Raw genomic sequence first — 18,485 nt, 5'->3', positions numbered from 1 at the left:
AGTAACAATATTGTAGATCACTTTCTTTGGTCAATTGGAACGTATTGAACATCATGTGGCCCAACGTAACATGCTCTTGGCCTAAATAACCTATGCTCATTCAAGTACTCAATCGCATGGGCTGACCAACCCACAACCCTGGACATGGCAAATATAGGCGTATAGTACTCGTAGGGTATACCAAGCAGGTACATTGCTATACCACTCCAGAAGTCAATATTGGGGTAGAGGCCCTTCGGTGCAAGCTTCTCTAAAACAACCTTCTCAACTTCCTCAGCTATCTGGTAGTAAGTCATGTTACCCTTCTTCTCACTCAACTCCCTGACAAGATCCTTATAAATCCTGGCCCTTGGGTCATAGGTCTTGTAAACCCTATGACCAACACCCATTAACCTCTTACCCTCAGCAAGCAGCTTCTCAACATAAGGCCTAGCATTACTTGGATTCCCAATCTCAAGGTACTGCTTCATTGCCGCCTCATTGGCGCCACCATGAAGTGGCCCCTTCAATGCGGCTATTCCAGCCACAATAGCTGAGTATAAGTCTGTCCAAGTGGATATGGCTACATGCGTTGCAAATGTTGATGCAGGAACCTCGTGATCAATGTGAAGCACTAGGTATAGGTCTATTGCCTTAGTGGATATTTCATCAGGTGTTGAACCAAACATCATGTAGAGGAAGTTGGCGGCATGGCTGAGATCCTTCCTAGGCTTAATAACACCCAAGCCTCTACTGAACCTATAGTGGGCGGCTATTACAGTTGGAAATACTGCGGCTAATCTTATTGCTTGATCATAGAGAGCCTCCTTACTTAAATCCCCAGCCTTAGGGTCGAAGCCTGCTAAGGCTGATACAGCTGACTCCAGTACTAGCATTGGGTGAACCTTATTCTCAGCAAGGACCCTTATTATTGAGTAAACTTCCTCAGGTAAATCCCTATTGGCGGCAAGCTTCTCGCTGAATTCTGAGAGCTCACTCCTAGTGGGTAGTTTACCGTAGAGAATTAGGTATGCCGCCTCCTCAAAGTTGGAGTACTTGGCTAAATCATCAATCCTATACCCCCTATACCATAGTATCCCCTTCCTACCATCTATGTCGCTTATTGATGTTACCTTTATTAGAACATCCTCAAGGCCATGTATTATTGGCCCACATGGAGACTCTATCACCTTTCCGCTTGTACTTATTTCAACCTTCTTAACAGACTCCATAGTTCACCTAGCTGAATTTATGCTTAAAAAGCTAATTTACCTATAAATATAACACCTTAAGTGTAGAGAATTCGACAACCACATTACCCATGGCTTGCGAATTCAGCGCAGCCACTATAAGCCTATTTGAAGTTAAACTAGAACTATTAATTAATGAACACTTAGGAACTATTACTTTACCTCCATAGACACTTACATATGCCTGAGTTGACTCAAATTCAATATTATTCAAGGGTATTGTTAAACCAATTGGTACAGTAACGTTAACCCTAATGCACTTGAACCTACCCTTACCGCCGAGGTATGTTCCATATATAAAGCCGTTAGAGGCTAGGAAGCCAGCAACAGCCCTGGCTTGTTTATTTAAAATCCTGAAGTTAATCCCCTCTACGCTTAATCTTCCCTCACTTGATTCAAGGCTGTATTGGTATCCTAGTTCAATTGCAATAATCCAAGGCGCCTTAAGGAGGGGTATAATGTATGTATTATCCTTCTTCTTCGCCTTAAATAGCTTAATTAAATCACTTGGATTTGAGTTAATTAGTTTCCGCAGTTGCTCAAAGTCACCTAGGGTAATGGCTCTAACACTCACGTGGCTTTAGGTATTTTAAATTTATTAGTATTACTATGGAACCTCTATGTTAGCGTGCATGTTTCTTAAATCCTCCTCAGTCTTATTTAACCTATGCATTAACTCCGCTATTACAGCATCAAGGAAAACAGTCGTGGTATCTTCAAATAATGTACCTAAGGGGGCTAGTGGTTCATGAAGCCCAAGGATTTGCCTAGCGAAGTAATCATCAATCCTAGAAACCTTAGTCCTACCCGGTATGACGAGGACCATGTCAGCTATCTTGGCTAGGGGGGAATCTGGGTAACTGGTTACTGCAACTACCTTAGCCATCATGCGTTTAGCAGCATCAGCGGCAGCAACAACAATACTGGTTGTCCCACTTCCACTTATGGCCACAACTAAGTCCCCTGAACCAACACTTGGAGTTATTGTTTCACCCAGCACATATGACTTGTATCCAAGGTGCATTAACCTCATGGCGAACCCCCTCGCAACTAAGCCTGACCTACCAGCCCCAACAACCAGTACCTTATTACCCCTGTGGTAAAGCTTCTCAAGCTCGTCAATGAATTCATTAACCTGATCCGGACGCATAACCTTTATGGCCTCCTCTATAAATCTACTTACCTCATTATACGCCATCATGAAGTATGGGGGGAAATCTAGATTCATTACTTAAGGGTTATTTTTAAAAAATTTAAACATTTACCCTTTTTTAAACAAGGGGGTGGGGCGGCTTTAAACTTGCTTTAAGCCATCGCCAGGTTCTTCACCATCATAAAGTGACCTATCACTTATGTTGACACTATACTTCTTAGCTTCAAGTCTCTGCGCAATGTATTCAAAAGCCACCATGGGATCTGTATGGGGCCCACAGGTATAAACATCAACAGTCGCATACTTATGCTCAGGCCAAGTGTGAACTGATATGTGGGATTCAGACACAATAGCCACTACTGATAACCCACCGCTTGGCGTGAACTTGTAGTAGAATAATGAGACCACGGTGGCATTAGCCTTTTCAGCAGCCTCCTTAACTATATTTGTTAACTTCACTTCATCTCGAAGCACTTCCTCGTTACAGTCATATAAATTACCGTACACATGAGTACCATATACAACTGCCCCAATCCCCCTCACGTGCTTGGGAACTTCTTCTCCCAATGTGAGGGGATTGATTTGGGTCTTCATTGCTGCATTTTTAGTGGGTTTTTAAACCCATAATATTCCCTTGCTTAAAAACTTTACCCCCAGTTTGAGCCCATATACCCTATATTACGGCCACATGGTTAACAATAGTTTACCATGATTAATCACCAGTGGTTATTATGATGCCTTTATCATTCCCTTTATTGCCGCTAACCCATTTCACTAATAATACGGTAATAATTATGATCACGAGTATAAGCAGTATTGCGGCTAAGTAATCCCAACTAATGTAGTATAGTACGTTAACTGACGCTGAATTACCCACTATTGGCACAGTGTAGGAGCCGATTGCTGCATGTACTGTAATGTAATTAACGCCTATTGGTGCGCATACGGTGGCTGAGCCATTGATGTTGAAGTTTAAGCCACCTACATTAATAACTGCACTTATTGGCGACCCCAAAAGGCCAGCCACCTTAACGTTAATTACCCTCACCGGTATACTAACGTTTAGTTTACTTGAATTAACCTTGATTACAGTTGAGCCTATTACTGAACCATTAATCATTGCATTAATGAGTATACTGGACCCGTACTTAACATCACTTAAAGTAACCTTAAATGTATTATTATTACCACTGATTAAATGCATGGATGAATTCATCATTAACATAACATGGCTGCATGAGGGTGGTAATTGGGTTAATGTAGCAGTTAAGTTAACTATATGAAATAATGGTACCTTAACTACTGTTGATGATTGATTTATATTAACCATAAGCCTATAGTAACCTGAGCCACTTATAATAACCATGGAGTAAAGCCCTGGAGCAAGGCAAGTGGTATTCCTTAAGACACTGTATGCTCCATGGCCTAGAAGTAGAATTGTTGCGTTTAAAGGATACCCATCAAGGGTTTCAACATTAATTGAATTCCCAGTTATAACATTATTTAAGTTAACCGTAGCCTTATCATTAGCTAATCCAAGTACAATTAAGTTAGCTACAGGTTGATCACCTATGTACAGGGTTTCATTAGATGGAACTGTTACGACTATGCTCCCTCCATTAGATTGAGTGGGTATTAGGAAATTACTACACCATGGGTTCAGGGATACTGAGGCAGTTGATTCAACCCAGTTAATTGACCCACTTAACTTAACTAATTCCTGCCCAGGAATAAATATGGGCAAGGTTGCGTTAAGCCTACTGAAGAAGCCCATTACGTTAACCATGTAGTAGGCAGTGTCATTGCTTAATATGGCTAAGCCACTCCAGGGAACGTTTGAGGCAACTGGTATTGAGTATGTTGTGTTAACTGAGTAGTACACGGTGGCATTATTAACCTTGAAGGTTGGATTAAGGGTGTAGGACACGTAAACATACTTATTCATTAATATGGGTATACCATTAGTGTTGATGATGTAGCTACTCTTATTTACTAGGAATGTGAAGGGAGATGTAGGCTTCACTGACCCCCCAATTACCACTAATCCAATAATAGTGTATAGGGGGTTTAACCCAAGGCTAACTGTATTATTAATGGTGAGGAACCCGGAACCACTATAGCTACCGGTGATTACAGGCCCATTATAGAGGTAAAGCACTGGGGGTATTTTCATGTAATTGGAAACAGCCACTATTAACCCGTAGGTGTTCATGCAGTTAACCCAAGCGTTCATGTACTTAGGGGTAATTAGACCCATTAATGGGGTTATTGACCCATTACTCAGAACCAGTGAGACTGAGGATAAGCCTAATTGTGACCTTGGGTCAATTACGAGTGTTAAATTAACTACACCATGATTGCAGTTTAACGGTATTATTGATGAACCATTGGTAGGTAGCGTTATCGGTATTGGGGAACCATTAATGTACATTAAACCATAATTAACAATATAGTTGGGTACTGCCGCTAATACAGGTGCCATGGCCATTAATGCCGCTAAGAATGCGATAAGCCTCCTCATCACAAGGACGCCTTATTATCCTGAAGCTATTTAACCTATTGTTTACTAAATGCGAGGCCAATTAATTAAAGCCTTAATGAAACTACGCTTCATTAGCTTGAAATTAATGAACTTAATAACCCCACAATACGTGAGTATTTTCCCCTATTTACTAGCTGGTTTTAGCTGGGCAGTGGGTTTACTACGCTTTATTTTCCTAACCCAAGCCTGCTTCTTTGGGTTCTTACCCATTTTAACCATGCTTATAAAACACCTCCTACTGCAGAACCGTAGGACGACTCCATCAACCCTAACATACATTAACCCATAGCCAGGTGGTATTGGCCTCCCGCAGTATGAGCAATTGTAAATCCTCACAACCCCCTTAATTCCCCTATTCTTTTAAATTTGACGCATTGGCTACGTAGCCATTGCATTAACGTAATTAGCCATTACAGTAAGTTAACTTAAAAGCTTTCACCACCTACGGTTCATTTGGCGGATGACCCCTTCACCGCAGTATCATGAAATGCGCTTATCATCATGTAGTTGAAACACTGGCTCCGAAGATTCACAAATATTTATAGGCGAGGCATAGCCTCTAGGCGTGTTTAAGTGGTTATGCAGGGCATCTTCATCACAGGGCCACCTGGGATTGGTAAAACCACGCTTATTGTTAAGGTGACCAGTAGACTTAAGGAGCGCGGCGTTAAGGTTATAGGCTTCTATACGCTTGAGGAGAAGGAGGAGGGTGTTAGGGTTGGTTTTAAGCTGGTTAATGTTAGTAATGGTGAATGGAGGTGGCTGGCTCATGTTAATAAGGTGCAGGGACCAATGGTGGGTAAGTATCATGTTGATGTTAATTCAATTGAATGGGGCTTAACACTACTTAACGAGGTGGGTGACTTATACGTTATTGATGAGGTTGGTCCAATGGAGATGAAGTATCCATTATTCTTAAGGAGAGTGGAGGATATTGTTAATTCTAAGCGCTTCCTCATAACTATTCACGTTAAAATGAGAGGCTGGGCTGATTCACACTCAACCCAAGGCAAGATCCTTAGGTTAAGTTACGTTAATAGGGATACCGCAGTGGATGAGGTACTTAATTACTTGGGGGCACTGCTTAATAAGGCTTAATTAGTTCTAGCTGAGACTGTTAAAGTACCCTTACTGGCTGGCTTAAACTCAGGCAGCTTTAAGTAAGCCACCGCTGCCCCGGCTCTAGCCGCAGCATCAATCAATAAAAGGTACTTAACAGCCTCCTTAACTCCAACCACTAATTCAGCTGCAGTTAATGATACACTACCTATAAGTGAACCAACCAGTGTCCCAGTGCCGTAGACTGCACTATATATTGTTATTGCGCTCTTCTTATCCCTTGAATTATCAAAGAGGTAAGCCATGTAGGCTGTATTAGACACTGAGTTAGTGAAGCCGGATACCACGTTTATTACGAACAATTGATAGACACTAGTGCTGAAAACGTACATTAATGGGAACGTTATTAGGAGGAACCTACCTAGGAACATCATTAGCCTCCTATGCTTATCCACAAGCGAACCCACAGGCCTCTGTAGTATTAATGTTGATGCACCACCCACTATGCTTAGTATGGCAACCTGCTCAGTAGTCATACTGAATACGTAGTATTGGGCTACTGGGAATATTGGCCAGGCAAAGGACCAGACCACAGCGAATAGGAATGTTGCACCTAGGAATCTCTCAATACCCTTAACACTCTGCTTAATGTTACTTGAATTCACTTCATCATACTTAACGTTATCCAGCCTCATTAATACAGTGAAGTTACTGATAATTAGTAATGCCGCCGTTAAGAACACGTACTTAGCTAGGGCATAATTACCCCTAACCACTAGTCCAGTTGTTAAAGTAGCCAGTAAACCACCTATTGACCCAAAGAAACCATATTCAGCAAGAACCCTACCCCTAGAACCCCTACTGGCTCTTTCCAATAATAGTGCCCACGCATATGCAGAAATACCACTAATGGCTGCAATGGATAGGTAAGTAACCACGTAGAGTATAGGGTTAGTGTAGGAGATGAATGCCATTATTAACCATAAGGCACTTAATGTTGCTGTCGATACCTTAAGCAACTTAACAGGCTCACTGAGTTTCCTTAATGGTAGCTGCGTCACTCCTGCAAAGAAGCCATTTGCGGATGAAATTAAGCCTAAGCCAATATTAGGCACACCGCTGGCTACCGCTAGAAAACTCATGAACGGTTGCGTTAAACCATTAGCTAAATTCTGAATTAAAACATATAACCTCAACTTATCCTTATCCACAATTAAACCGCATTAGCTATTGAGTATTTAAATCTATCTCCCCAATAAGTTAAAGGCCAAGCTTTACACTTATAGTATTTAACCTCTTACCAACTCCAACCACCCAGTTAAGAAGCTTTGCCATATGGTGGGAGCCTGGGTTTTGCATTAACCTGCTGGAGCATCACTAAGTTTACTCAGACCTACATTGGCTAAGGGCACTCATCATACTCCACTAATGCTTATTACTCAAGTGGATTCCTTGGTTAATGCTTTAAAAATCCTAACCATTAGCTAAGGTTAAGGTGAGGCAATGGCTCAATATTACTTAGGTGTAGATGTGGGTGCAAGCTTCATTAGGATAGGGGTAGTTAACGTGAGTGGTGAAATAGTTGATAAGGTTAAGGTCCCCATGCCCCAGGAGGGTGATGAGGATACTGTGGCTAATATAATAATTAAGGGGGCTAGTGAGAATTTAGGCAAGTACCTACCCTCAATCTCAGCAGTGGGTATAGGTTCAATAGGTCCCCTTGACTTGAAGGCGGGTAATGTCCTAATAGCCCCTAATTTAAGGTGGAGGGTTAAGAGGTTTAGGCTATATGCCCCATTGAGGAGGGGGCTTGGTTTACCCGTAGTCATAGGTAATGATGCCATGGCATCGGTTTGGGGTGAATACCTATTTGGTCAAGGTGTTGGGAAGAGCAACGTAGTGTACATAACGTTATCCACAGGAATAGGCATGGGTGTTGTGGTTGATGGACACCTCCTAGTGGGTAAGGATGGTAATGCCCATGAAATGGGGCACGCTGTGGTTGATATTGAATCCGACCTACAATGCGGCTGCGGCGGCTATGGGCACTTGGAGGCCATTGCTGGTGGTGGTAATATACCTAAGAGTGCACGATGGTACCTTGAGAAGAGGTATAGGGGGCAAATGAGTGAATTAGCTTTAATGGTTAAGGAGGGTAAGGCCACTACGCCGGATTTATTTAATGGATTCAAGAAGGGTGACCCATTTGCAGTGGAGTTCATTGACTACGTTCTTAAGGCAATTGCAGCGGGGGTGGCTAATACTATAAATGCCTATGACCCTGAAGTAGTCATATTAGGCGGTAGTGTTTTCCTTAATAACGTTGATGTGATAATGGATGGGTTAAACAAATACGTTAAGAGATATGTGGCTAATAGGATGCCTGAAATAACCGGCACACGCTTTGGGGATGATATAGGTATAATTGGTGCCGCGGCTTTAGCCCTAAGGATACCTGAATCACTTAAGCCATTCATTGAATCACAGGAAAAGGGAATGCATTAATTACAGTAACCCTAGGTTTGTTAATAGTTCAATGGCATTATTCTCACTTGATAACCTTACGTAAGCCTTCTTCTCCCCCTCCATAGTTATTAGAGTCCTCACATCAATGACCTTAACTTTATAGGCCTTCTCCACGTAATCCCTAATCACCTTCTTGTTAACACTCCTAGGCACCACTACGGTTAGTGTATTCTCTTTCTCAGCCAACCTAATAGCCTTTTCAGTTAAAACGAACCTGGTTATGATTGGTTGAGTTGACACGCTCACTCACCCACTGTGAAGAGCTTCTCATTACTTAACCTTTCAATAGCCCCCTGGGTCCATAACGTCAACCTGCCTGGCACACCCCCCGGCGCTAAATGAAGTATACTTAAGTTATCGACGTAAACAACATCAACCCCAGCCATGTTCCTAACAGCCCTAATCACCGGCGCATCCTTCCTTGAGACAACAACCAGAACACTCTTAGGCTCCTTATACCTCCTACCCCTCATCTTACCCCTCCCGGCTCTAATCCTTATATTGCCTTGAGCCTTAAGTACATCACCCCATAGTCCAAGAGCCTTAAACACGGTCTTAACGTCAGCGGCCTTACTAATCCCCTCAAAGTCATTAACAACAACCAGTGGTATTGCCTTAACATCACCCACCAAGTGCCCCCTCGCTATTACAAGCTCCTTGACTGCGGTGGCGGCTATGGCTGACCTAATCGCTAGGAGCCTCTCCTTCCTATTAATCCTCTCCCACAGTCTCTTCTCAACCTTAGGTGGATGAGCCCTCCTACCCTTAACCACGTTTGGTGCAATCCTAGCCCTCGGCCACATGTTGCCTTTAATCCTAGGAACCCTGGCTATACCTAAGCCAGTACCGAAGCTTACTGCCGATGTCCTTAAACCAGCCTCCTTATCAGTACCCTTCGGTTGAAATCTAGCTGTTAATGCACTTAACACAGCCCTCCTAATTAAGTCCAGCCTTATCGGCGTCCTGAAATGCTCAGGTAAGTCCACTTCACCAACTGCCTCACCGTTAAGGTTCAGTAACTTGGCCTTAGTTGGAACTTCATACTTATTCTTAAGTAATGGGGATAAGTCAATACTCACTTCAACTCACCCCACTAATGCCCATTGTGCTTACCCAGGTCACGCTTGGTGCCTGAACCTGCTTAAGGTCATAATTAAACGGCGGCCTAATGGGGTATCTGAAGGCTATAAGCCTCTTAACCACACCCGGTGTTGAACCCTCAATGAGTATATAGCTGCTCCTTATTATACCGTAATGCTTAAACCCACCCTTAGGCGTTATTTCAGAACCATTATCACTTATCCTAAGTATCCTCTTATTATACTCAGTGCGCCTATGGAACCCCATCTGCCCCATCCTTGGTTGAGTGTACATTACCGCAGGCTTAGGCCCAACTGTCCCAGTTCTCCTCGAACCCTTCCTATGCTTATGCCACCTGGGCAACTCCTTAACGCCAAACCTCTTAATCACGCCCTGAGTACCCTTACCCTTAGTGACCCCTATAACGTCCACTAATTGACCAGGTTTAAAGATATCAACTGGCTTAACCTCCTTACCCAATAACCCTGAGGCGTACTTGAACTGTTCATCAATTGCTGGTACACCACCCACGGGTATTTCAAGAACCTCAGGCGTCTTCTTACCTACACCAGCCTTATAGGGCTGAGTCATTGCAATAACCTTAATATAGCTTACTGAGTCAAGTAAACCCTGAAGTTCAGTAAGTGCCTTATCAGTATCAAACTTCTCAGGTAATGTAGGTATCCTCCTTGTAATATACTTCCTCACATCATTAGGGATATTAACCCAAGCCTCACCAACACTTACTAACTCAGCATTAAGGGGATTAATTGCGTAAGCCCTTAAACCAACAACATAAAGTGGGGGAACCTCCACAACTGTAGCCGCCTTAATGAGCTCCTTACCGAAGAATGGGCTTGTCTTCCTATCATCAACCATGGTAACGTGAACCATACCAGCCTTATAACCAACGAAACCAAGGAGGGTGGGCTTACCTAAGTCAATCACAGGCCAATTACGTATCCTAGGCACTATGTCGCTAGCCCTCTTCCTAGGGTAGTAGGCCATGGATCCTCTCCTAGGCCTATGAATCTTCAACCCCACTACAAGACACCTTAGCAGTGGGTTAATGAATGAGGCCTTTTTAAGCTTTATAGATGATGATCAGTGGTGCGGGTACTTAGGTTGTGTTCCTTCCTTAGGTTTAAACTTTAAGCCACCTATAATGATAAGAAATATTAAGCATTAAGGTGCAACCCCCTTAGTGAACATTGAGGAGTTACCACTGCCAAGCGTGCTTAGGGACTTCTTAATAAGTAAGAGGGGCATTAAGACGCTGTATCCACCCCAGGAGGAGGCTGTTAGGGCTGGTTTACTTAATGGTGAAAACGTACTTATGGTTTCAGCCACAGCCTCAGGTAAGACGCTTCTAGCTGAAGTAGCTGCTGTAAACAATGTCCTGGTTAATGATAAGAAGTCACTGGTGGCTGTCCCCTTGAAGGCATTAGCCTTCGAGAAGCTTAACGACTTCAACATGTACAGTGAATTAGGCATTAGGGTGGCTGCCTCAACAGGTGACTACAATAGTGAGGATAGGTGGTTAGGCTCCTATGACGTAATAATAACCACTTATGAGAAGCTTGATAGCTTACTTAGGCTTAAGCCAAGTTGGATATGGAGTGTTGGGCAACTCATAATTGATGAGATACACTTCATTAATGATGATGAGAGGGGGCCGATAATAGAATCAATTATAGCTAAGTTAAGGATGCTTAACCTTAACCCGCAGATTATTGGCTTAAGCGCAACAATAGGCAACCCGGAGGAGTTGGCTAATTGGCTTAACGCTAAGCTAGTCAAGTCGGATTGGAGGCCGGTTAGCCTAAGGGAGGGGGTTTACCATAGGGGTATAGTAACCTACATTAATGATGGTGAGAGGCGAATCAGTGGGCAAGGTGACCCACTGGTTAACCTCACTGTGGATACCTTGAATGATGGTGGGCAAGCACTGGTTTTCTCATCATCAAGGCAAGGAGCAGTGAGGATAGCTAGAAAGCTAGCTGAATACATATGCTCATCCCCAGTTAGGTACATTGACCCCAGTGAAGCGAATAAGCTGGCTGAGGAGGTTAAGGAGGCTTCATCCTCAAGAATACTGGCTGAGGAATTAATAGGCTTAATAAAGTGTGGCGTATCCTTCCACCACGCTGGCCTTGAATTAGAGGTTAGGAGGGTTATTGAAGAGGGGTTTAGGAGGGGCGTATTAAGGGTATTAGCATCCACGACAACATTAGCCGCTGGGGTTAATTTACCTGCACGCAGGGTTATTATCAATGAATATAGGCGTTATGAACCAGGCTTCGGCTTCATTGAAATACCTGTAATGGAGTATAAGCAGATGGCTGGTAGAGCAGGTAGGCCAGGCCTTGATCCCTATGGTGAAGCAATAATAATTGCCTCAAGTAAGGATGAGGTGGATTACGTAATTGATAAGTACATTAAGTCCCCACCGGAGTACGTTAAGTCAAACTTCATGAACACTACATCACTTAAATTCCACATACTATCTGCAGTGGCTAGCCAATATGCTGAAACCATCGATGACCTAGTTAAGTTTACCTCAAACACCTTCGCTGGGTTTCAGGGTAAGTTATCATCAATGATTCAAGTTAATTCAGTGAGGAGAATGATTAGTAGGATTATTGATGAACTGGTTGATTACGGCTTCATAATAAAGAATGGTGCTAAGCTTGAAGCTACTGAGGTTGGTGAGGTGGTTAATAGGATGTACCTTGACCCAGATACAGCGCATGTCTTCATAATGGGTTTAAACAGTCTCAGTAATGATGCTGACTTAAACGCCTACTCACTGATGCTTGTTGTTAAGTCACCTAAGATACCTAAGGTTAAGGTGAGGAAGAGTGAACTTGATGACCTAGCTCAACAGGCAGCCTCAATGTGGTCCTCAATACCCCTTAAACCCAGTGAAGTAGATGAGTTAGTTAACTACCCTGAGGATTATGAGGACTTCCTGTCAGAGTTTAAAACAGCCATGGCGCTCCTTGAGTGGATTAATGAAAGCAGTGAGGACCAGATAATGAAGGCTTATGACGTGCAGCCTGGGGATTTAAGAGTACTCTCAGATCAGGCTGAGTGGCTAATAGGGGCACTTCAGGAACTGGCTAGGACACTGGGGTTAAGTGGTAGTATTGTGAATGGGTTAAGGGCGCTTAGGTATAGGGTAAAGTATGGTGTTAATGATGAATTACTGGAGTTGGTCATTAACCTTGAGGGTGTGGGTAGGGTTAGGGCCAGGGCCCTCTACACTGCAGGCTATAGGTCAATTGAGGATTTGGCTAAGGCAAATGTAAGTGACTTAACTAGGGTACGTGGAATAGGGGATAAGATTGCTGGCTCAATAATTGAGCAGGCCCGCCAATTGGTTAAGGATGGTAGGGTGGTTAAGTTTAATGAACCCATGGTTAAGGGGAAAAATAGGCGCAGTGGAGGCAGCCTACTTGACCACATGTATTAACGCTGCACCCCCAATACCTAAGGTTCAAGCGGTATCTTCTAAATTATTCCTCTTAGATTGCTGATAATACTAACATATTACTGGTTAATCATTGGATTATGCTTTAAACCTAGGAATGCGCAGTAGCTTCAATGGATTTATTTAGGCCATTAACATTAAGTGATGGTGCGCTACTGATTAAGTTGGCTAGGTACGCAATAGAGAGCAAGTTAAGGAATATTGAGAAGATTCCCATTACTGCCGATCACCTTAAGTCAATGAGCCTTGGCGTATGGGTGTCTGTGGAGAAGATTAAGGTAAGTAATGGATTCAGGTATAGGGAGCTTAGAGGTGATGTTGGGTCACCGTACCCCATTAGGAACCTTTACGATGACGTAATAATGATAGCTAGGTATGCGGCATTCAATTCACCTAAGTATAGCCCACTATCGCTAAGTGAGGTTAAGAGAGTAGTTATTGAAGTTGTCGTCAATAATCAACCTAGGCAAGTGAACATGGATAACTTAACCAAAGTATTCATACCGGGTTATCATGGTTTACTAATTAAGAGGCCAGATGGTAGTATTGAGGCTTACTTAGCGCATAAGATTATTGAAACCGCAGCTAAGTTCAGTGAGGAGAAGAATAGGCTCCCATCAATGGATGAGTTAATTTCACTCATATGCAGTAAGGGATGCGGTGAAGTCAGGATCTTTGAGACTCAGGTATTCTATGAACTAGAACCTGAGGGTGAGGTTATTGAGAGGCTACTTTACATGAATAAGTACCTTAGGGAAATAAACTCGGCCAAGGGTTTGGTGAATTAATGCATCGTTAACATGGGGTTTAATGAACCCCCTTAATGCTAAACATTATTGCTATATAATTAGCCTATGGTTAGGCTCCTTGGCGAAAGATTTATAAAAGACTAAGGGATGATGGAGGTAGATGATAGATATATCAAGGGAACTGCAAGTTGTAGCTAACACAGGTAGGTTGACGATGGGTGTTAGGCAATCAATAAAGGCTATACTTAATGGTGACGCTAAGTTAGTTATAATGGCCGCTAACGTGCCACCAAGTATTAGGCAGGATGTTGAAAGATACGCTAAGTTATCTCAAGTGCCAATATTCACATATGCTGGTTCAAGCTGGGAATTGGGTGGTGCTCTAAGGAGAAGCCATAAAATAGCTGTTGTGGCTATTATTGACCCAGGGGAGAGTAGTATAATGTCTCTTGCTGGTGGTGGCAATGTCTAAGAGTAGGGGTCGAATTATACTTACTGATGATGAATTAAGGTACGCAGCACTATTCGAAAGCATCACCGGGATAACGCCAAGGGATGCAATATATGACCCTGAATTCAATAGGATAATATTCATGGTAGATAAGAATTTCGCACCATTGGCTGTTGGTAAAGGGGGTATAAATGTTAAGAAGCTTAAGAATCTACTCGGCAAGGATGTTGAAATAGTTGAGTATGGTGATGACCCTGAGGAATTGTTAAGGAATGCACTTTACCCAGCTAAGGTAATTAACATAACTATTAATAAGCTTCCTAATAATGGGAAGGTGGCTATAATTAGGGTTGAGGAGGGGGAGAAGGGTATAGCATTAGGCAAGTACCATAGGAATCTTAAAAGGGCAGCATTACTGGCTAAGAGGTACTTCGACATTGATAACGTTAAGATACCATAACGCTTATTAAGCTGACTCAGGGGGGCACATTGTGAGTGGTAAAAAGAGCCCACTAGGGCTGTATGCTGCTAGGAAGCTTAGGAGGAAGAGGCAGAAGTTCAGGTGGAGTGATATTCAGTATAAGAAGCGTGCGTTGGGCTTCGTTAAGAAGTATGATCCACTGGAAGGAGCCCCAATGGCTAGGGGTATAGTTCTTGAGAAGGTGGGTGTTGAGGCTAGGAAACCAAATGCAGCGGTTAGGAAGTGCGTTAGGGTTCAACTTACTAAGAATGGTAAAGTTGTTACAGCATTCGTACCTTGGGATGGTGGGTTAAACCTCATTAATGAGCATGATGAGGTCATAATTGAGAGGATTGGAGGGCCTGAGGGTAGGGCGTACGGTGACTTACCTGGCGTAAGGTTTAAGGTAACTAAGGTTAATGGAGTTAGCCTTAAAGCTATACTACTTGGTAAGAAACAGAAACCTGTTAGATAATTATTCGAATCTAAAATACCATAATATGTTAATGAGGTTATGTGCTTATTAGGTTATTGAGTTAGCATTAGGCAATATTTAAAAATAGGATAATTATCCTAGCACTGTGGCCTCAGCAATTGAGGAATCCTGGAGTAAAACACATACTATAGCCTTCATAGTGTTTAGCTTAAGCACAACTGTTGAAGCATACATATACTCAATCTCATACTTAGCCACTGGCTGGGTGATTACGCCAAGGTACCTAACAGCCTTATTAATGATTTGGCCACCATTATGGCTACTGATCGGTGGTGTTATAGCTGGCCCACTCTCAGATGCGCTTGGTAGGAGGAGGACACTTTACTTAACCCTCCTAATGTACATTGCTGGTGCTGTTGGATTAATGATTAGCCAAGGATACGTAATGCTACTAGTATTCCTAAGCCTACTACTATTAGCCACTGGTGGTGAATATAATACAGTTATGACCGCCGCCCATGAATACTTCCCAAGTAGGCTTAGGAGTAGGTTAGTTTTCCTCATACTTAACTTCACTAACTTAGGTGGCGTATTGGCTGCTTCACTCACGTTACTTAACGTTAACCCAATGATGCAGAGAGCGGCGTTGGGAGCCACGTTAATAATCATAGCGCCTTTACTATATGTGCTTAGGCGAATGATCCCTGAATCCACACTGTGGCTGGAGGCTGTTGGTAAAGTTAATGAAATTAATAATATGGCTAATAGTAATACTAGTAATTCGCCCTATGAGTATGCTGTGAGGATTAGGCTACCTCCAACATGGTTAAGGATAATGGTGGGTGGGTTAATTGGATGGGCCTATACAGCTGGGTTCAGTTTACTGGCCTTAACTCTTGGACCATACTTCCTACCAAGCCTAACCAATTGGCTAATACTGGTTTTTTCCATAGTGGCCTTAGCATCAGGGGTAATCATAGGTTTATTTGCTGACTCAGTGAGTAGGAAGGTGATGCTTGCCACCTCCTCACTGGGATTGACCCTCATTACCTTAATACTGGCATTAACTACCAATATTTGGATGCGTAACTTAGGTGTGTTCTGGGGCTTATTCGCAGTATTCTCAATACTAATTAATGCGTACTTCTTAACCGAGGACACACTTAAGTCAGAGTACTGGAGGGTGATTAGGAGGGGGACCTACACTGCATTAGTTAGGGTTATTTCACTGGGTGGCTCAATCCCAGTACTATTTGCCTCAGCTTACATACCAATGAAACTGTACCTACTTGTTGACTCAATAATACTGGGGGTTGGGGCTGCGGCAAGCATAATCTGGTACATTGTAGGTGTGGAAACTGGTAAGGGCATTAGTGTAAGGATATGGGGTGTAGCCTAGTGTTTGATCTATTAGTTGTCTCAGACTGCGTCCTAGACATATATTATAGGGTTAGGAGGCTTCCCATAAGGGCATATGACCTAGTAGTGGCTAGTGAACCAGTACTATCACCTGGGGGTGCATGTAGTGTTGCGGTTATAGCCAGTAGGCTTGGCTTAAAGGTGGCTGTAATTGATAAGCTTGGTAATGACCCATTCTCAATTCCCCTAATTAACATGCTTAATAATGCAAACGTATACACAGGTTTCATAAAACGCATGAATGGCTCCTATACGACAATCTCAAACAACATAATTGATGAATTAGGTAGGCACGCTTTCCTAGGTTATGTGGGCGCTGGAGCCCACTTAACACCCAGTGATATTGATGAACAAGTAGTAAAATCATCTAAAGCAGTATTCATAAGCGGCTTCAATATAGCATACTCCAGCGACGTTAAGGAGGCGTTAATTAAGGTCATTAAGGTCAGCAGCGATAATGGGGTAATGATGTTCCTGGATCCAGGCCCCGCGGCTGGATCGGTTAGGGAATTAATTACATTAATTAAACCGCCAGGGGTGCTTTTACTTAATAGTGATGAGGCTAAGGCCCTCTATGGGCTAGGCCTTAGAGATGCTGTTAAGGCAATGAGGAGGAGCGGGGGTAATTTCATAATTAAGTTAGGTAGTGGAGGAGCCTTACTGGTTAATAATGGTAATGTTAAGCGTTGCCCTGCACATAAGGTGAAGCATGTGTTAACAACCATTGGTGCTGGCGATGCCTTCGATGCAGCCTACATTACTGGGTTGTTAAGGGGGCTTAGTAGTTATGAGGCATGTAGGTTAGCTAACTATGTAGCTTCCTTAAGGTTAAATGTGCTGAGCACTATGGATATGCCTGATATGAGCGACCTAGTTACGCAATGGATTAAGGGGCCTAGTGATGCGAATTAATCAGGGGTGAGAGAGTCATCAATCATAGTGTAAACTAAGTATAGTATTATTGATAATGCAAGCACATAATCTAGGATAAATGATGAGGATACTGCAACCATTCCACCTACTGAAGTTGGCTTAGTACCCATTGTAAATAGGGAGAGTAACGCTAAGCCCTCCACTAATGATGCTGTAACAGCAAATATCGAGTGCTCAGTACCCTTCACTATTGACCTAACCCCAGCGGCTGCTATAGCTACCACAACCAGTAGTAGCCCTATTAATGATATTGAGTAACCAAGCACGCTTAGTAGGCCGTATAGGATAAGTAACATTAATACATCAACAGTAATGTTCAGTAAAACAGATCTAACCCTACCTGGCATACTCAACACCAAGCGTCACATTGAATAAGCCTAAACCAAGCGTCACATTACTTAATAGTTGAGTTGAATTAACGGTAAGGCATCCATATTGTCCTGAGTTAATTGAAGCCTCACTGGAACCTACCATTAGCGTTACTTTTAAGGGTGTCTTATTGCTTACGCATACCTTAGTACTGTATACGTTACCTACTTGGGAGACAGTTAAGGTAAGGTTCTTCACTATAACCATTATTGAGAGGGCCATGGTTAGTACCTCAATGGCTAGTATTAGCATTATGAACGCCTCAATGACCTTGCCCAGCATAGGTTTGAACACCCCTAGCCATTATCATTGAGCCAACCCACGCTATTATCACTATGAATACTGACTTATATGTTACGTAGCCTATTAGGTTAAGGACACCGTTAATGCTCGTGTTTGAGCCAAGGTACCTTACTAATGGTGCAGCATTAACGTACTCCAAGTACGCCAACACCACTGCAATTATCATTAGTATTAACCCAATTGCAATCAGCGCTAGAGCTAATCCACTCCCCCTATGCCCAGGGGGCTGTTGGTGAGGGTAATTGTAGGGTGGTTGCATTAAATTAAGTTGACGTGGGGTGTT

At 42.9% G+C, this 18,485-nt stretch carries 22 protein-coding genes; 9 read left to right on the top strand and 13 right to left on the bottom strand.

Features of this window, described 5'->3' with window-relative positions; all coding sequences use genetic code 11:
- Positions 1-17: 17 nt before the first annotated feature.
- The 6 genes from BP896_RS05950 to BP896_RS05925 all read right to left on the bottom strand — a co-directional run bounded on the left by BP896_RS05950 (position 18) and on the right by BP896_RS05925 (position 5,260).
- A complete protein-coding gene (locus tag BP896_RS05950) occupies positions 18-1,211 on the bottom strand; it encodes a citrate synthase/methylcitrate synthase (RefSeq protein ID WP_291766697.1) in 1,194 nt (397 codons plus the stop codon).
- Positions 1,212-1,251: 40 nt separating this feature from the next.
- Entirely contained in the window at positions 1,252-1,803 is a 552-nt protein-coding gene (locus tag BP896_RS05945) for a hypothetical protein (RefSeq protein WP_291766695.1), read from the bottom strand.
- A 33-nt stretch (positions 1,804-1,836) separates the two neighbouring features.
- A complete protein-coding gene (hxlB, locus tag BP896_RS05940; RefSeq protein ID WP_291766693.1) occupies positions 1,837-2,457 on the bottom strand; it encodes a 6-phospho-3-hexuloisomerase in 621 nt (206 codons plus the stop codon).
- Positions 2,458-2,523: 66 nt separating this feature from the next.
- Positions 2,524-2,976 carry an adenosylmethionine decarboxylase gene (speD, locus tag BP896_RS05935; RefSeq protein WP_291766691.1) on the bottom strand — a complete coding sequence of 151 codons (453 nt, stop codon included), beginning with the start codon at positions 2,974-2,976 and terminating at the stop codon, positions 2,524-2,526.
- Between the two features lie 118 nt (positions 2,977-3,094).
- Entirely contained in the window at positions 3,095-4,906 is a 1,812-nt protein-coding gene (locus BP896_RS05930; protein ID WP_291766689.1) for a hypothetical protein, read from the bottom strand.
- A 141-nt stretch (positions 4,907-5,047) separates the two neighbouring features.
- Positions 5,048-5,260, bottom strand: coding sequence for a 50S ribosomal protein L24e (locus tag BP896_RS05925; protein WP_291766687.1), 213 nt, complete (start codon positions 5,258-5,260; stop codon positions 5,048-5,050).
- Positions 5,261-5,503: 243 nt separating this feature from the next.
- Here BP896_RS05925 and BP896_RS05920 point away from each other — a divergent pair, with 243 nt between their 5' ends.
- Positions 5,504-6,022 carry a nucleoside-triphosphatase gene (locus tag BP896_RS05920; protein WP_291766716.1) on the top strand — a complete coding sequence of 173 codons (519 nt, stop codon included), beginning with the start codon at positions 5,504-5,506 and terminating at the stop codon, positions 6,020-6,022.
- On the opposite strand, the gene BP896_RS05915 is transcribed toward BP896_RS05920, so the two are convergent.
- Positions 6,019-7,194, bottom strand: a complete 1,176-nt coding sequence (locus BP896_RS05915) for an MFS transporter (RefSeq protein WP_291766685.1) — start codon at positions 7,192-7,194, stop codon at positions 6,019-6,021. The two genes, BP896_RS05920 and BP896_RS05915, sit on opposite strands and share 4 nt — an antisense overlap.
- A gap of 292 nt (positions 7,195-7,486) precedes the next feature.
- On the opposite strand from BP896_RS05915, the gene BP896_RS05910 reads away from it, so the two are divergent.
- The gene (locus BP896_RS05910; RefSeq protein WP_291766683.1) at positions 7,487-8,488 is read left to right on the top strand and encodes an ROK family protein; all 1,002 of its coding nucleotides are present in this window, start codon (positions 7,487-7,489) and stop codon (positions 8,486-8,488) included.
- Here the strand turns inward: BP896_RS05910 and BP896_RS05905 are convergent, their stop codons facing one another.
- Genes BP896_RS05905 through BP896_RS05895 form a run of 3 tightly spaced genes read right to left on the bottom strand, consistent with a single transcriptional unit; the run spans position 8,489 to position 10,633 of the window.
- Positions 8,489-8,749: a 50S ribosomal protein L23 gene (locus BP896_RS05905; protein ID WP_291766681.1), complete on the bottom strand. Its 261-nt coding sequence runs from the start codon at positions 8,747-8,749 to the stop codon at positions 8,489-8,491.
- Between the two features lie 2 nt (positions 8,750-8,751).
- On the bottom strand, positions 8,752-9,588 hold the full coding sequence (gene rpl4p / locus BP896_RS05900; RefSeq protein ID WP_291766680.1) for a 50S ribosomal protein L4: 837 nt from the start codon (positions 9,586-9,588) through the stop codon (positions 8,752-8,754).
- A gap of 1 nt (position 9,589) precedes the next feature.
- On the bottom strand, positions 9,590-10,633 hold the full coding sequence (locus tag BP896_RS05895; RefSeq protein ID WP_291766679.1) for a 50S ribosomal protein L3: 1,044 nt from the start codon (positions 10,631-10,633) through the stop codon (positions 9,590-9,592).
- Between the two features lie 160 nt (positions 10,634-10,793).
- Here BP896_RS05895 and BP896_RS05890 point away from each other — a divergent pair, with 160 nt between their 5' ends.
- The 7 genes from BP896_RS05890 (at position 10,794) to BP896_RS05860 (ending at position 17,509) form a co-directional block, all read left to right on the top strand.
- Positions 10,794-13,064, top strand: a complete 2,271-nt coding sequence (locus BP896_RS05890; protein WP_291766678.1) for a DEAD/DEAH box helicase — start codon at positions 10,794-10,796, stop codon at positions 13,062-13,064.
- A 131-nt stretch (positions 13,065-13,195) separates the two neighbouring features.
- Positions 13,196-13,870 carry an AMMECR1 domain-containing protein gene (locus BP896_RS05885; RefSeq protein WP_291766677.1) on the top strand — a complete coding sequence of 225 codons (675 nt, stop codon included), beginning with the start codon at positions 13,196-13,198 and terminating at the stop codon, positions 13,868-13,870.
- 121 nt (positions 13,871-13,991) lie between these two features.
- Positions 13,992-14,303: a 50S ribosomal protein L30e gene (locus BP896_RS05880; protein WP_291766676.1), complete on the top strand. Its 312-nt coding sequence runs from the start codon at positions 13,992-13,994 to the stop codon at positions 14,301-14,303.
- Positions 14,296-14,742 (top strand): NusA-like transcription termination signal-binding factor, encoded by a 447-nt coding sequence (locus BP896_RS05875; protein WP_291766675.1) that lies wholly within the window; start codon positions 14,296-14,298, stop codon positions 14,740-14,742. Before BP896_RS05880 ends, BP896_RS05875 begins: the two co-directional genes overlap by 8 nt.
- 31 nt (positions 14,743-14,773) lie before the next feature.
- Positions 14,774-15,217, top strand: coding sequence for a 30S ribosomal protein S12 (locus tag BP896_RS05870; RefSeq protein ID WP_291766673.1), 444 nt, complete (start codon positions 14,774-14,776; stop codon positions 15,215-15,217).
- 106 nt (positions 15,218-15,323) lie between these two features.
- Positions 15,324-16,577 carry an MFS transporter gene (locus BP896_RS05865; protein WP_291766672.1) on the top strand — a complete coding sequence of 418 codons (1,254 nt, stop codon included), beginning with the start codon at positions 15,324-15,326 and terminating at the stop codon, positions 16,575-16,577.
- Positions 16,577-17,509 carry a carbohydrate kinase family protein gene (locus BP896_RS05860; protein ID WP_291766671.1) on the top strand — a complete coding sequence of 311 codons (933 nt, stop codon included), beginning with the start codon at positions 16,577-16,579 and terminating at the stop codon, positions 17,507-17,509. The genes BP896_RS05865 and BP896_RS05860 overlap by 1 nt, the downstream gene beginning before the upstream one ends.
- Here the strand turns inward: BP896_RS05860 and BP896_RS05855 are convergent.
- The 3 genes from BP896_RS05855 to BP896_RS05845 are packed head-to-tail and all read right to left on the bottom strand — an operon-like array spanning position 17,506 to position 18,461.
- The gene (locus tag BP896_RS05855; RefSeq protein ID WP_291766670.1) at positions 17,506-17,877 is read right to left on the bottom strand and encodes a hypothetical protein; all 372 of its coding nucleotides are present in this window, start codon (positions 17,875-17,877) and stop codon (positions 17,506-17,508) included. The two genes, BP896_RS05860 and BP896_RS05855, sit on opposite strands and share 4 nt — an antisense overlap.
- A complete protein-coding gene (locus BP896_RS05850; protein WP_291766669.1) occupies positions 17,867-18,181 on the bottom strand; it encodes a hypothetical protein in 315 nt (104 codons plus the stop codon). The genes BP896_RS05855 and BP896_RS05850 overlap by 11 nt, the downstream gene beginning before the upstream one ends.
- The gene (locus tag BP896_RS05845) at positions 18,162-18,461 is read right to left on the bottom strand and encodes a hypothetical protein (protein ID WP_291766668.1); all 300 of its coding nucleotides are present in this window, start codon (positions 18,459-18,461) and stop codon (positions 18,162-18,164) included. The genes BP896_RS05850 and BP896_RS05845 overlap by 20 nt, the downstream gene beginning before the upstream one ends.
- Between the last annotated feature and the right edge of the window lie 24 nt (positions 18,462-18,485).

Source organism: Caldivirga sp. UBA161, from assembly GCF_002506515.1.
GTDB lineage: Archaea > Thermoproteota > Thermoprotei > Thermoproteales > Thermocladiaceae > Caldivirga.
Note: the sequence above shows the minus strand (reverse complement) of the source record. Positions and strands in the feature narration are given on the sequence as shown.